The organism is Stenotrophomonas sp. STEN021 (assembly GCF_056760175.1).
This window is the reverse complement of sequence record NZ_JBRREH010000014.1, coordinates 26,316-40,798: the sequence shown is the minus strand read 5'-3', so window position 1 is coordinate 40,798 and position 14,483 is coordinate 26,316. Positions and strand designations below refer to the sequence as shown.

The window sequence follows — 14,483 nt, the reverse complement described above, 5'->3', positions numbered from 1 at the left end:
GCACTCACGGGTGGGCAAGGCAGTGGTGAATGATGTCTTCCGTCGCGCTGATACCGCTGGCAATGACCGAAGCGGCAAGCAGGGAACGGGGAAGTTGCCGAAGTGGCGGGCTTTCATGAAAGGCGTTCCAGTGCGGAGCCTGCACCTGCTGCAGCAGACGCGAGCGCGCGCGCTCCGGCACGTGGGCAGCGGCCGCCAGGGCCTGTGCACTCGCCGGGAGTAGCGGCACCATAGTCTGGTAGTGCATGGACTGGCGCGCAGACACGGCAGCGCCAGCCATCTTCATCCGTGCCACTAGCCCAACCCGCGCCATGGTGGGCACTACCCAGGGGGCATCAAACCCCAACCGTGACAGCCGCTGTCGGGCATTGTGAACTACGGTTTCCAGCGGCCCATCACTGTTGGGGTCCACTTCATCAACCTTGTTAAGGAGGAACAACAACCTGCCCTGGGGGCGTGAAGCGGAAATGGCGTGGACGTGCTGTAGAAGCGCATGCTCGTCGGTAGTACCCGGTGCGGTGGCGTCCAGCACGAAGCAGAGCAGTTGCCATGGCACGGTGGCCAGGGCTCCAGTCGCAAGGTGCCAGTGCTCGCTGTCCAGGCTGTTATTGGCCCCGGGAAGGTCGTGCAGATCCAGCTTGCCGCGAGCACCGGCTACATACCCAAGATTGCCGGATACATGGATGCGTGCCACCTGGGCGTGCGCATTCCATCGCCGGTAAAGCGCGGCATTCATGCCACGGTGGAAGTCGACCAGTGCGCCATTGCGGCTGTAACTACCGCAGACCACGCGAGGTGCGTGGGGCCGGTGACGAAGAACGGTGTGGCTGGCCGTAGCCGGCTCATTGCTTGAGTGCAGTAGCTCACGCCCAAGTAGTGCATTGAGCACCGTTGTCTTGCCTGCACTGACCGTACCGGCTACCGCTAGCGTGAACACATTCCCCGCTGGTACCCCAGCGTTTCCAGCTGTTTTGTTACGCATGCGCACAATACATCCTTGTTGATTGTCCGACCCAGCGGCACAATACGGGCCTTAGCTCGGTTCCCGCCGGTCGTATTATCGGCCAAAAAAGTGGAAACCTTTAGAAGGTCGCCCGGGCATTTGCTGCATCCTTGCAGCCCTCTGTCTCTCTGGAAGAGATTGCGGAGCGGCTCCGCCTTAGAAGTTGAAGCCGTCAAATGCCTCCAGTCACGTCAATTCGGCCCAGTGCTTCAGCTTTATCAGTCGCAACAACCACCAGCGTGATAACAGTTCTTACGAGTTCAAGGTAGTGCACAGCTGTCGCCGAAGGTTGATCAAGGAAGCGCGGGTTTGATCTTCGTGGGCTTTCCGGAGGCATTGCTCCGGATCAGGTCTTGACGTGAAGATGGCGCTGGACCGCTTCACAGCAGAACAGAGGTGCCCTGCGCTGATTGGCGGTCTCAATACTTCTCTTTGGCAAGGCCTTCGCATAGCGAACCTCTATGCGAAGGGTTGGACGAGCCCCCTTTTGATGGAGCCCGCCCATAAACCCATTTGATCAGGTTAGTTCGTAGCGCTCTTCGATTACCGCGAACAGTTGAGCAGCCTCTTCTTCAGCGCGCCTATTTTCCGTTCCTGAGATGGGTACCAATCTGATTCTGTCAAAACCCCCGACATACATTGGTCCGCCGACATCATCGTCATAAGGTGTTCCGTCATCGTTGATCGCTTCATGTCTGTCTTGGCTCAGGTCCTGATCCAGCATCCGCGATAGGTGCATCCAGACCCAAGCTCGGAAGGGGGACTCTTCCCGGTCTTCGATAAGCGTGCGCATGGCAGATACATTGCCGTCGCGTGCGAGCACAGTTAGCCATTGATAGGCCAGTTCGGGTCGACCGTGCGTATCGGCCAAGTCAACCATGGCGTACGGATCCATTTCATCCGATGGCTCAAGTTCAAGCGCACCAGGATCGCCGTAACGTTCTGCGGTGAGCAGCAACGCATGCCTAACCCCGCCCCTTGCCGCAGCCAGAAGGTGGTATCGATGTTTGGCCACAACCTGAACAAATCTGTCTGTACCTGCGGCGATTTCGGCGAAGCGCACTGGCTCGACCGACCACTGACCATGCCTACGCAGTTCGCGACCGAAGCGGCGGTCATCCTTCTCTGGCAGCCGTCCATATGCCTCAAGTATGTAGGCGGTCGCTAGATGTGCAGCACCTATGCCGCGTGAGGTGGCCGCCTCCAATCCCCTTAGCAGCAAGGGAAGCTCGCTTAGCAATGCACCAAAGCCTTGCGACATGCGATGGACTAAGTCGGTAGACACCCATCTGGCGACGACCGCCGAGCCTGGCTTGTCAGTATCCAGCCAGTCGTCTTCTTCGCTCGCAAGCGCATCAATCAGCTCCTCGAAGCGAATCGGCGCATAGCCGGATGTATCGAGGAAACTAGTCAGGCCTTGGGCTGTGCGCTCCGCCTCATCGGGTGACATGCCAAAGTCCAGACATCGCTGGATGATCCGGTCCTTATGCGGCGTGAGACCGGTGTCGCGCCAGTCCACATCGCACCAGACGGCTTGGTGAAGGAAGGCTGCATGGGTAGCAAATCCGGCGGCTGCCGCCAACAGCTCATGGACCTGGCTGCGGGTGAGCGAGGCGAAAGCCTGCGCCCGAAGGTGTCCATGGAGGTGAAACGCATATTGCTTTATGGTCATGACTCGTCCTCGATGGCCAAGCCGATCCGGGTCAGGCGCACACGTTTAAGTTCCCGGCAGCTGGCCAGAAGAAGAATCGATCAGGGGATACGGCCGGTTTTTGCTCGTGTGCAAGCAAGGCGGGCGCCGTGGGTAGTGTATGCCCTCTGCTACCAGGATTCCAAGTGCGCTGAAACTGCGTGCAATAGTTCACAGCGTCATCGTTCCTGCGCGGCCAGGAGCGGACACTGGTACGGCCGCCGAGCCCATCGCTGGGCATGTGCAGATTTTTGTGGCAACGGGTTTAGAGTTACACAAAAACCTGCACATGCCCGATACCGGGCGAAGATGTAATACGGCAGGTCGCCAGCGACGTGGGCGTATCGATTTTACGAATCGAACCAGATAGGCCCGAGTAGATTTACTCTGGGCCGGATAGAGCCCTTCAGCAAAAGTGGACTTCGACTAACGCCTGCCTAGTGCGTTCCTAGCCAGATCGACCTTTAAATAGAACATTTCGACCAACGCGGCGGTTCGTACACATTTCAGCCCGCATCGAATCTAATCAATGAAGAATTGGAACGCTCCTTCACATCTAGGCGACGACGAAACGCTATTCCCGCACTCCAGCCTTAGCGAAAACAGCATCTGAATCGACGACTAAAAGCACCAATGCCCCTCAAGGCGACAGGCTTACTCAAGCTCACAACAGGGGAAATAGGCCTTGTGTCGCCTCAACATAGCGCCTCCAGTGCGTTATGCAAATGTTCGAAACCGATGAACTCCTGTTCCAATCGTAGATTTTCGCGAATTCGTTGGTCACGCAGATCGTCGTACAAGCTGCGCTCCTCATTGCGCAGCCTAAGTAGGTCGCGTGTCACTTGATCTTTTTCGCGCCCCCATACCGCTTTGAATTCCTTCAGTGTGACCCGATCCATCAGAAATGCCTGTACATCGGGAAAGCGGGCGCGCAGCTGATCAAGAATTGCAAAGCCATGTGTATCAATGTCGCCCCAGTAGTACAGCTGGCACTGCCGAAGCCAAGTGTTTCCGTCCAGCCCATCAAACCCATACCCGGCGCCGAACAAGACTATGCTCCCGTTGACCGGAGGAAAGGCTAGAAAATTGGTTTCGTTCTCGGTGATGAACACCTGCGTAGCACCGCAGCGCAGGGCCCGAAAACTGTCAGCATCTAAGGTGATATCGCCTCCGATCACGCCCGGCAACAGCGAAAGCGCCGGGTCGAGCAACCGGAAGCGCACTCGCTCTGGTTTGGCAACGAAGCCGTAGCGCCGATGAAAGCCAGCGACGCCGCTAACCGATGCATCGATGGCACTCTCTGGAAGGGCGATATCGAACAGCTCGACTAGAACGCTACGATGATTCTCGATGAACTTGCTATGGACGCCGGGAATATCCACCTGGCGCAGATAGATGCCTGGACGCGGATGCTTCAGCATCCAAGCGACGACATCCAGCAAGCGCGACCAATCACTGCCCAAGGCCAACGCGCGCAACGGCCATTTGTATAACCAACCGAGCAAACTCGGCTGGCGGTCCCGGGCCTGTTGAACCTGCACCTCGAACGCGGCAGCTTCATCCTGGCGATCGATCAGCAGGAGCGCATCGCTCAACGTATCGACCCAAGCTTCAACCGGAAGAACGGCTTTTCCGCGTACGCGGTGGCTGAACTGGCGCGTCTCGATGCGGATGTTCCGCAGAGCGTGCAGTTCGGCCACCCAGACCCGCACGTCTTCAAAGCGATCGACCAAGTCCACCGAAGTCGGGCCGCGCAGCCTCAGCCGCAATGGAAACGGCGACTCACCACCAGCCAAGGGAGCCAGCAATGCGCCGCGATCCCACGCCTTGCCAACCTGTGCGACCAAGTCCGTCGCTGATGTCCAGCTCATCCGGCTATCCGCGCTTTCTCAGCGCGGTACTCGGCAATTGAAAGATTGCGCAACTTCGATGCACGGCCGGCCTCGTTGTGGACAAAACCAACACTAGACACGAATGGCTCGATCACGTGAATTTTTTGCAGCGGAGTAACGATCAGTAACTGCAGGTTGAGCTTGGCAAACAAGGCCAGCCCGTACTGTGCCGATTCATCGGAGCCGCGCCCGAACGCCTCATCGATCACCACAAAACGGAAGGAGCGCGAGCGTTCTTCACCCCATTCCAGCCCGAACTGATAGGCCAGGCTGGCGGCAAGGATAGTGTAAGCCAGCTTCTCCTTCTGCCCGCCGGACTTTCCGCCTGAGTCGGAGTAGTGTTCGTGCTCTGCATCGTCCTCGTGCCAGCGCTCGCTGGCACCGAACAGGAACCAGTTGCGCACGTCGGTGACTTTTGCTGTCCAGCGCCGATCCTGCTCTGATAGGCCCTCGCGCCCACGGAAGCGGTCGATGATGGCCTTCACTTGCAGAAACTTGGTCTCCGAGTACTGGTCGTCTTGGCCGGTACTCAACACGTCATCGGTGCAGCCGCGCAGATTAGACTGGAAATCACGGATGTCAGCGTCCAAGCTGGTCTGCGGCTCCAACAAGATGTACCGCCCCGGGTTGTAGTCGATTTGGACCAGTGAGCCATTTATACGATTGATGCGGTCCTTGATCGTCTCACGCTCGCGAAACAGCTGCGACTGAAAGTTGGCGATCTCACGGATAGTATTCTCATTGAGCAGTTCTTTAAATCGGGCTTCGAAACGTGGCAAATCGTCAGCCTGTAGCGCCTGAAGCATCTTTCCGTACTCATCGAGGGCTTGGATACTTGCGTCGAATTCCGCCGTGTCCAACGGATACTCACGTCGGAAGTCGCCCATCACGTTGACAATCTTCTCCCGCAACCGGGCGATCCGTTTGTCTTCGGCATCTAGCTTGTCCTGCAACCACCGGCGGAATTCGCTCTCGCGGTTATCACAAGACTCCACGCTGAGTTGGTGCTCACCTAGCGCTGTGTCCCGCAGCTCGGCCAGCGCTTGGAAACGTTCGGCATGCAGTGAACCGTCGGGGGCACCCAGAACTTGCCTACTCTGCTGCTGTAGGTCCCGGGCATCGGTCTGCTTCTGCTCCACACCGCCCAACTTTCCTTCATGATCCTTCCGTTCATGTTCGTCGCGTGCGATTTGCGCCAGCACTTCCTCGAGTTGTTCGCTAAGCCGTTGCAGCTGGTCTGACGAGTTTGCCAGCGCTTGCTTCTCGTCCTCAAGGTTGGCCAGATCCGTGGCCAGTCCGCGCCAGTCGATTTCCCGCCACTCATCGTATACCTCCAGCTTTCCGAGCGTCGTCTGGCGCGCCTTTAGCTCATCTTGCCTTTTCTGCTGATTGGACAAATTACTAGCGGTCTCTGCCACTGTACGCTCGACCACTCTGCGCTCCTCCTCCAACGTTCGGACCTTGGAGGCATTGCTCCAACCCAACACGTAGCGACTCCGATCATCTAGTCGATGCCGGTCATCTTTCTCGTGTCGTTCGCCCGCCATCTTCACCTGCCCGGTACGGGTGATAGCACGAACTTCTCGACGGAACTGCTCGGGTGTTTCGCAGCACGCAATGTCGAACCGACGGTGCAACTCCTGTTCCAGCCAGTCGTAAAAGCTTGTCTCCTGATGAATCTCCAGCTTACGAACCAGTGCGTGTGGGTGTGGCGAAGGCAGGCCACCTTGTCTGCGATCCCGTACTCGGTAGTACACGAGCCGACCGCGCAGATGGGTGCGGTCAACCCAATCGGCGACGCGCGAATAGTGTGCGTCTGGTACCAGCAACGACAGGCCAAAACCACGCAGCAGGCGCTCGGCCGCGCCCTCCCATGCTTGTTCGTCCTCTCGCACTCGGATCAGCTCGCCCGCGAAGGGCAAAGCCTCCTCCCCCAACTCCAAGGCCGAACACAAACTGCGACGCAGTGTGATCTGATCGGAGGGCAAATTGGAGCGGCGAGCCTTGAGGCTTTCGATCTCTTCAACCAAACGGGCATGGGCTTCGCGACCATCACGCAACTGTACCGCCAGTTCGGTGCGTCTGTTATCCAGATCCGCTTCCTGGCTACGAGCCGCCTCAATCCAGCCACCAAGCTGCTGACGCTGGGCCTGAAACTCACCGGCATCAGTCGCTGGCGGCTGTTCGATCTCTCGCAGAAGGTTGGTGTATTGTTCGGCCCGCTGACGACGGCGGCTGAGCTCATTGGTGGTTTTCTGGATCTGCACATCCAGTTGTTCAAGGCGGTCGCCGCCGTTGTCATGGATAGCCCGTCGGAGTTCCACCTCGTCCGTACGGCAGCGGATGAGGCCTTCCTCCAATCGTTGCAACTGATCTGTATGCCTTGCATGCTCTTGCCCCAGCAAGACCAGACGGCGTTCGAGAAGATCGTGTTTGAGCCCTGCGAAGTACGCATGAAGCGCATCACGATTGGCACGCAGGCCTTCGGTTTCCGCCAACAGGCCACTAAGGCGCTCACCATCACTTACCAACGGCACCAGCAGCTCTACCTGGCGCTTCGCTTTAAGCACTGCCTCATGAGCGCGGTTAAGATCATCGAAATGGCCGATCAATGCTTGGATACGCGCCGCGACGTCAGAGGGTTCGAGCATGTGCCCGCGCACGAAATCGGTGAGGTTCCCGACGGATTTCATCGACACGGTCTGATGAAACAATTCCAACGCCTGTTCGCTGTCGATACCGAAACGACGCTTGAACCACGCACCGTAGGGCGGAAAACTTTCCTCGACCTCGGCACCCAGCCCTCGCAACTTCCGCCGCAGTTTTGAGATCTCGCTGCCGAAGCCGGAGAAGTGGTTGACGATCGACAAATCCTGTTCGGCGCCTACGAAGAGCCGCGCCGGTTGTCCCACGCCATCTTTCATCCAGAAGACCTGTGCCAAAGTGATCGTCTGGTTGTAGCCGACATTGTGAAACACGCCGAGGATGACTGAGTAGCAGTTGAGATCGCGCAGCGCTACGGGCTTGGCCGTACCGGTGATTTCGTTCCGCTCGGACTTGTAGTGACCAAGCACGTACGAGCGCAGTGAGCGCTCCTTGTTATCAGCACCCGCGGCCTTGTTGTAGGCGATGCGGTGGGCCGGTACCAGCAGGGTGGTAACGGCATCGACCAGCGTGGATTTGCCAGAACCGATGTCGCCAGTCAACAGCGTGTTACTCCCGTCCAGGGCCAGCGTCCACACCCGCTGATCGAAGGTTCCCCAATTGAACACCTCAAGACGCTGGAGTCGGAAGCCAGCTAAGGGCCCCTGGGTGTGCTCCGCCTCAACTGGCACGGGACGCGCAACATCGTCGTAAACAAGCTCTTCAACTTGGTTCATCTGCGCCACCTCCAATTTGCACCCGATACGCGGCCAAGCGCGCATCGAAGTCCGCCAACCACTGCGCATCCACGAATGCCTTTAGGATACGACGTACCTCATACAACGCAGGTTGCGAGCCAACATGCCCGGCCGCTGGCTTCATACGACGCAGAAAGCCAAGCTCCACGATCTTCCCAAGATGGGCCTCGAGCTGGTCGAACAACCGTGCTTCGTTGCTTGATGAAGGCAGGAACACCCGCATCATCTCGACGATGTCCTCGAGTGTGAGCACAAGTCGGGTATCCCCACCTCTGGCATCGGCTTCGGCCAGCTTACGGCGCAGCAATGCGAGCAGGAGACTAACGGGAAACGACAACTGTCGGCGTGCCACGAGTCTTGGGATCGCGTCGGCGGCACCATCGTCGGCGTCAGCTAGACGTCGAGAACGCAAAAAAGCGTAACCCTCGGCTTCGTCCAGGATCAGCTCCAATCCCAGCACGGAAAGATAGTCACGTACCTGTGATTGTAATGCGAGCAGACTACCCCATAGCGGAGGATCGGACTCCTGATAGAGCACTCCCTTAAGCAGCTTCACCGCGAGCACGGGAAGGCCGTCACCGGCATGCGAAGCGGAGAGATTTTCCATCATGTGGCTCCCAGAAAGATCACGCGTAGCAGACCCGCCTGGCGATGATAGGGGCGTCCCTCAGCATCCACCCCCACCCAGTCCACTGGGTCACGCACGTTTTCGTCGACGACGCTCTTAAAGTCATCGTCGGCGAGTTGCAGATAAGCGATCAGCTCGGCCAGTCCCTGTTGCATCGGCTGCATTCGAACGAGTTCGGCCAGCGTGATCTGGCTCCGTCCATGCAACGCGTGGCGGACATGGCGGACCAGTCTCGCTTTGTCCACGAAAACCTGCGCGTAGAGCGCGGCATCGTCAACGTCAGCGCCGTCCGCTTCTAGCACGACGTCAACGATCTTAGGTTGTAGAGCGGCTGTGTACAGCGGGCGCTCCATTGGCAGTTCAACCGAGACAGAAGTTCCATCAACATGCATGACTATGTCAGCATTTGGCGCATCTCGCAGTGCCAAGGAATGGGCTTCGATCGAATGCAACAGATCCATGATACGACGATTCTCCAACCATGCTTGGTCGTCGAGAAAGCGGCGTAGCTGACGACTGAGTTCAGCTACGGTACGCTGCGTATGCTCACCAGCCTCAAGCCAGTCGTAGTGCACGCGTCGCACCCGTGCATCTGGCTGCTGCTCATTCACTGCGGGCAGCGTCAGCACCCGGTCCAACAGCCCAGACAGTTCTTCCTGCCGGCGACTGGACATGAGGAAGTCCCAGAACGCCCGAAAGCTGCGCCCCTGGTCGGACTCGGCGATAACGTCGCGTTCGCCCATAACCTCTTCAAGCAATGCCCCTTTGCCTCCCTCCCAAAGCGCGATGCGCTCGCGCACTCTTCGATCTAGCTGACGGAAGTTGTGCTCGACTTCGCGAAAATCACCGAGTAGCTCCCGCGCAAGCTGCAGAAACTGCTGGAAGCGATCGCGCACCGCTGTGTCGTCCAGCAAGGGCGGGGATCCGTCAAGCACCTGATTGATCTCGGCGTCGATCTCGGCCCGACGCCGCTGAAGTTCTGCCACCCTTGCCACCGGGTCTGTCTGGGTACCCTCGCTGATCTGCCGCAGCAGTTCGAAAAGGGTGAGCAGGCGCGACTCGGTACCGACAAAACCACGCTCGCCCAACGAGCCCAGCCACAGGATCGCCTTTTCCGCAGCGGGGGTCAGATCGAACAGCGGTTCATCCGAATCTGGTCCATAGAACTTGCGCAGCCAGCCCTTGTCATTGGCCGCCCAGTCATCGAGATAGTGCAGAGCTTCCCTTGGAAAAGCGTCATTGCCCAGCTGTTGACGCAGACCAAACAGCTGATCCTCTAGGGCCTCCACTAGGTCAGCCTGAGCGACGTTACGCACGTTTGGCGCTACGAAAACTCGATGCAGGAAACTGGCCAACAGCGCCGCATGATCAGCACGCAATAACCGCCAGGCCGGGTGGTGCTGGCGCAGCAATTCCAAGGAGGCATAGTCCAAACGCATCGTACTGATCATAGTCAATCAAAGTGCACGGGATGAGACTGAGAGTCCATGGTCGACCAGAGGCTCCAATTTTCATGGTACCTCTGCAATCAAACATATTCGAACTCGGGCTCACTAGCCAGCAACAGTTTCCCTTTGATCGAAACTGCCGAACAGGGTCAAATCGCCCCTCCTCTGAGGTGGCGATTCAGTTCGCCCCACAAAAGTCGATCGAGAAAGAGAAATAGATCACTGCCGCTGCGGACTCTTACGAATACTCACGCCCCAAGTCTCTCGGCCACCCGGATCACTAGCAGGCTGCTGAAATACCGATCGCAAAACGGCGCATTGCGGGCGATTGAAGCCTCACTGGCCAAGCGCCCGGTCAGCACACCGGAAGCCGGCGTATTCGAGGCCCGGCACGGGGCGAAAAACGGGCTTGAATCTACATTTTCACGCCGTTGCCCCGGACTGCGGGCGCACCTGTCCCAAGCTCCGCATTCGCACCAGGTTGTAACCGACCATGTTCAACACGAACATCTGGTCCACCTTCTCCAACCCGCGCACCATCGCCTGTCGGATACGGCCAATTGATTTGGCCCAGCCAAAGCCTTGCTCGATCAGCTTGCGTTTGCGCTGGGACAGCACATAGCCATCGCTGGCCGCAATCTCATCGGGCACCGCCGAGCGGCGACCGGACGTGTTCTGCGCCACATGCGGCACCACCTTCATCGCCTTCAGCGCCTCGATGAACTCAGCCGCGTCATAACCCTTGTCCGCGCCCGCCGTCACCTCTGCGTCCTCGGCCGCTGCCTGGCGCGCATCGCCCAGCATCGCCTTGGCCGCCTCGCGCTCGGCATATCCATCGGCCCGCGTCACCCGCGCATTGGCAATCAACCCATGCCGGTTGTCGCTTAGGGTGTGCCCGATATAGCGCAGTTCGCTGGCCGTGTTGCCGTTGCGATACAGCCGCGCATCCGGATCGGTGGTGGAGGCGTGCGTCTCATTGCTACGCGTGCGGCCCCTGAAATAACCGCCGTCCTCCTCATCCCTATCCTTGCGCACGAAACTCTTGTGCCCGGCCCAGGCCTGGATCAACGTCCCGTCCACACTGAAGTGCTCACCCGACAGCCGGGCCTGTCCTAGATTTTGTGTAAACGAGTCACCGGCAGGAAACTGCCATCTGACCTGGAGATACCATGAGTTCACGCAAACATGAAGTACCCAATGAGTTGCTGAGCAGCTTGTTGGCTAACTACAAGAGACCTGAGGACCTGATCGGCGAGAACGGCCTGCTAAAGCAGTTGACCAAGCTGCTGGTTGAGAAGGCGCTCGATGCAGAGATGACCGAGCACTTGGGGCATGAGAAACACGACCCGGTGGCCAACGGTGCTGACAACACTCGCAACGGCCGCAGTCGCAAGACGCTCAAGGGTGAGTTTGGCGAGCTGCCTATCGAGGTGCCACGCGATCGCCAAGGCACCTTCGAGCCCAGGCTAATTCCGAAGCACCAGACCCGTTGGAGTGGGTTCGACGACAAGATCCTGTCACTGTACGCACGAGGGATGACCGTGCGCGAGATCCAGGCACACCTGGAGGAGATGTACGGGGCCGAGGTGTCGCCGAGCTTAATCTCATCGGTCACAGACGCAGTGGTGGATGAGGTCAAGGCGTGGCAGGCGCGCCCGCTCGATCAGGTCTATCCGATCGTGTACTTGGACTGCATCCACGTCAAAGTTCGAGACGGTGCAGTTCGAGTCAAGGCGGTCTACCTGGCCATCGGCATAACGATGAGCGGTGAAAAGGAAGTTCTGGGCCTGTGGCTGGCCCAAACAGAGGGTGCGAAGTTCTGGTTGCAAGTGGTGACGGAGCTACGTAATCGCGGCGTGCCAGACATCTTCATCGCCTGTGTCGACGGCCTGAAGGGCTTCCCTGAGGCTATCGAGGCAGTGTTTCCGTACACCACGGTGCAACTATGCATCGTGCATATGGTCAGGCACAGCTTGAACTATGTGTCGTGGAAGCGGCGACTAGAAGTGGCGGCCGACCTCAAGCGCATCTACACCTGCGCCACCGCCGAGGAAGCTGAGCAACGGCTCACCGAGTTCGAGGCACGCTGGGACAAGGAGTACCTGCCGATTGGCCAGTCTTGGCGGCGTAACTGGACACGGTTAACCCCATTTTTCGACTATCCACCCGAGATCCGTAAGGTCATCTATACAACCAACGCAATCGAGTTGGTGAACATGGGGCTACGAAAACTAACCAAGCACCGCGGCGCGTTTCCGAGCGACGAAGCTCTCGTCAAACTGCTCTACCTCGCGTTGCGCAACATCAGCAAACGATGGACCTTACCCATCCGTGATTGGAAGGCAGCCCTGAACCGATTTACCATCCAGTTTGAGGGGCGGCTCCCTCAGCTGTAATCCGAATCCCGTTTACACAAAAATCTGCACACGCTCGTGCGATTGGAGCCCAGCTGGCAATATATATTCCCCCCTTGCTGGCCATCTTCGGCTGATGCCTAAAATTCATTAAGCCGAAGCCGCTTCGCGGCTCGGCCTGCGTGTGTGCTGTGAGCGATTTATTCTTGCCAATCCTCGACCTTTTCAGGCGCCGAGCAGCACCATATGTTCGAGACATTTTTCCTGGCGAAGTAGTGCTGTGGCCAGCTGATTCTTAGATGTCGGGAGGCGAGCGCGGACAACGGTTTGACGATTTGCTTCACGAGGTCATCGCTCGGCCTTTGAAGAACGAGAATCCCCAAAAGTCGAGAAGTAGATTGATTCGTGAGCAGCCACTCTTATCCTCAAGACGTCATGCGAACTGAGTCGGACACTTTGCGACCGGATGTAAATAGACATGTGTCAGTGCTCGATTGGCAAATTCAGCTGCGCCCCCCTATCGACGCAGCCAACGTTCAAACCACTGGCAGGGTCAGGGAGGGCTTGTAGGACCGCCCCCGGGCTCCGTCGAAGTCGAACTCGTAGAAACGCACAGGACCCATTAGCAGTTGATGTTGTCCGAGGTAGAAGGTGAGTGCGTTGGGTGCGGCAATAAATAAGTGCGTGGTCTTCCCGGATGCAGCGCTTCCGTTGGCTTTGACCTGCGCGGCCAATGAGCGCGCCAGCTCGAAGGCGTGCCGCCCATTGAGCACTGAAGCCGGTCCTGAGCCTCCGGAAGGCCTGAGTACTAACAGTCGGCCGACGAGGGGAAGGGAGCGCTCGATGTAGGACTTCGCATCCGCGGCGATGTCGTGCGTCGCGGCGACGGCAATCGCGATTTCAGGTGCCGTTGCATCGATGACGATTTCGGTCAGTTCAAGCTTCGGCCAGGCGTGATCCCAATCGGCATCATCCGCCGCCCAGATCTGGCGCGCCGGCGAGCGTTGTTCCATCTCAATGACCCGGCCGATTTTCGTATTGAGCACGGAGCCGGCCGCAAACGCCAAGGTCGCGTGCACATCCAGTGCCAGACGCGGCCTATCGCTTTCCTGGGCGGCTTGTAGCAGGAATCTTTTGAGCTCGGGATAAAGTGTGTTCGACCACTCTGCCTCGTCGCGGATGTATCGCTCATCGAAGTCAGGCACGAAATCCAATACGCGGGTGCACCGATCTTCAAGGCGATCTACCGGATGGCTGAAGGATTTGACGCCGTAGACGATAGGGCGAGGTGTCCCTCCATGGGCAAACAGGCCCTCCTCTTCGCATACGCGCCGGAAACTGGCGCGGTCAAACTCCAATCGACCTTGGCCAAGCCACTTGTAGACGACGTCGTCATATGGGAATGCACTTTCGTGCGCAGGAATGCGACGCAGGCCGACGAGACCGAACAATGTGTCCAACTGGTCACGACAATCATCCAGCGAATCATTGGCCGCGCGGAACGCCAGCACCCCGGCGAACTGTCGCAAGGCCTCATCATCAAGCGACAGATGCTCCCGCCACTCCTTGCGGACGGTCCCTGTCTTGCTGTTGTCCGTCTTGGTGTCGAACAATCGCTCCACCCGAATAGCGCCGGACCGGGTGCCCATGATGGCTCGTAACGGATCGTTCCGGTCCGGCTGCCAGTTCGTTAACAGCGTGAACTGAACGGGGTCTTCGGAAGTGCCGTGCGTGAGATGAGCACTGTGTGCGCGCTGCAATAATGACCTCTTTTCAGCGTTGATGAAAAGAGGATCGATGAGCTGTTGGTAGCCGTAGCTTCCGGGCGTTGTATGCCACTTGCACTGGATGTGCTCGCGCAGCAGCGTCTTCCCATTGAGCGTGCGCGGACCGCGACCGCGGTCATACTCGATCCAGATATCGTCGTAGCTTCGAGGGCCGGACTCGAACCCTACGCGGACGATTGGGCTCTCGCTATCGAGTAGACGACCGGCTCGCAGCCAGAACTGCCTTGCCTGGAAGTCGTCGCCCTCGCGCCGTGCCGTGTTTGCCTGGGTCATGTTATGC

8 protein-coding genes and 1 pseudogene are annotated in these 14,483 nt (G+C 58.3%); 1 reads left to right on the top strand and 8 read right to left on the bottom strand.

Annotated elements, in window-relative coordinates:
• Positions 1–4: 4 nt before the first annotated feature.
• From ACVOL0_RS04710 to ACVOL0_RS04680, 7 genes and pseudogenes are all read right to left on the bottom strand, one after another.
• On the bottom strand, positions 5–982 hold the full coding sequence (locus ACVOL0_RS04710) for a dynamin family protein (protein WP_481548095.1): 978 nt from the start codon (positions 980–982) through the stop codon (positions 5–7).
• A 538-nt stretch (positions 983–1,520) separates the two neighbouring features.
• A complete protein-coding gene (locus ACVOL0_RS04705) occupies positions 1,521–2,675 on the bottom strand; it encodes a hypothetical protein (RefSeq protein WP_481529611.1) in 1,155 nt (384 codons plus the stop codon).
• Between the two features lie 713 nt (positions 2,676–3,388).
• Positions 3,389–4,564 (bottom strand): Wadjet anti-phage system protein JetD domain-containing protein, encoded by a 1,176-nt coding sequence (locus ACVOL0_RS04700; RefSeq protein ID WP_481529610.1) that lies wholly within the window; start codon positions 4,562–4,564, stop codon positions 3,389–3,391.
• Positions 4,561–7,965: an ATP-binding protein gene (locus ACVOL0_RS04695; protein ID WP_481548094.1), complete on the bottom strand. Its 3,405-nt coding sequence runs from the start codon at positions 7,963–7,965 to the stop codon at positions 4,561–4,563. Before ACVOL0_RS04695 ends, ACVOL0_RS04700 begins: the two co-directional genes overlap by 4 nt.
• Positions 7,952–8,596 carry a DUF4194 domain-containing protein gene (locus ACVOL0_RS04690; RefSeq protein ID WP_481548093.1) on the bottom strand — a complete coding sequence of 215 codons (645 nt, stop codon included), beginning with the start codon at positions 8,594–8,596 and terminating at the stop codon, positions 7,952–7,954. The genes ACVOL0_RS04695 and ACVOL0_RS04690 overlap by 14 nt, the downstream gene beginning before the upstream one ends.
• Complete coding sequence (locus ACVOL0_RS04685) at positions 8,593–10,065, bottom strand: DUF3375 domain-containing protein (RefSeq protein ID WP_481548092.1); 1,473 nt, start codon at positions 10,063–10,065, stop codon at positions 8,593–8,595. Before ACVOL0_RS04685 ends, ACVOL0_RS04690 begins: the two co-directional genes overlap by 4 nt.
• A gap of 420 nt (positions 10,066–10,485) precedes the next feature.
• Positions 10,486–11,163: pseudogene (locus ACVOL0_RS04680) on the bottom strand (IS5 family transposase); the annotation flags it as partial.
• A 68-nt stretch (positions 11,164–11,231) separates the two neighbouring features.
• Between ACVOL0_RS04680 and ACVOL0_RS04675 the strand changes: the two are divergent.
• Complete coding sequence (locus ACVOL0_RS04675; RefSeq protein ID WP_481529606.1) at positions 11,232–12,458, top strand: IS256 family transposase; 1,227 nt, start codon at positions 11,232–11,234, stop codon at positions 12,456–12,458.
• 494 nt (positions 12,459–12,952) lie between these two features.
• On the opposite strand, the gene ACVOL0_RS04670 is transcribed toward ACVOL0_RS04675, so the two are convergent.
• Positions 12,953–14,476, bottom strand: coding sequence for an SAVED domain-containing protein (locus ACVOL0_RS04670; RefSeq protein WP_481529605.1), 1,524 nt, complete (start codon positions 14,474–14,476; stop codon positions 12,953–12,955).
• Positions 14,477–14,483: the final 7 nt, after the last annotated feature.

What these genes read in the sequence shown, in the direction of transcription:
- ACVOL0_RS04710 (WP_481548095.1), bottom strand. Translation starts at nt 982, where the DNA reads ATGCGTAACAAAACAGCTGGAAACGCTGGGGTACCAGCGGGGAATGTG.
- ACVOL0_RS04670 (WP_481529605.1), bottom strand. Translation starts at nt 14,476, where the DNA reads ATGACCCAGGCAAACACGGCACGGCGCGAGGGCGACGACTTCCAGGCA.
- ACVOL0_RS04690 (WP_481548093.1), bottom strand. Translation starts at nt 8,596, where the DNA reads ATGATGGAAAATCTCTCCGCTTCGCATGCCGGTGACGGCCTTCCCGTG.
- ACVOL0_RS04695 (WP_481548094.1), bottom strand. Translation starts at nt 7,965, where the DNA reads ATGAACCAAGTTGAAGAGCTTGTTTACGACGATGTTGCGCGTCCCGTG.
- ACVOL0_RS04685 (WP_481548092.1), bottom strand. Translation starts at nt 10,065, where the DNA reads ATGATCAGTACGATGCGTTTGGACTATGCCTCCTTGGAATTGCTGCGC.
- ACVOL0_RS04700 (WP_481529610.1), bottom strand. Translation starts at nt 4,564, where the DNA reads ATGAGCTGGACATCAGCGACGGACTTGGTCGCACAGGTTGGCAAGGCG.
- ACVOL0_RS04675 (WP_481529606.1), top strand. Translation starts at nt 11,232, where the DNA reads ATGAGTTCACGCAAACATGAAGTACCCAATGAGTTGCTGAGCAGCTTG.
- ACVOL0_RS04705 (WP_481529611.1), bottom strand. Translation starts at nt 2,675, where the DNA reads ATGACCATAAAGCAATATGCGTTTCACCTCCATGGACACCTTCGGGCG.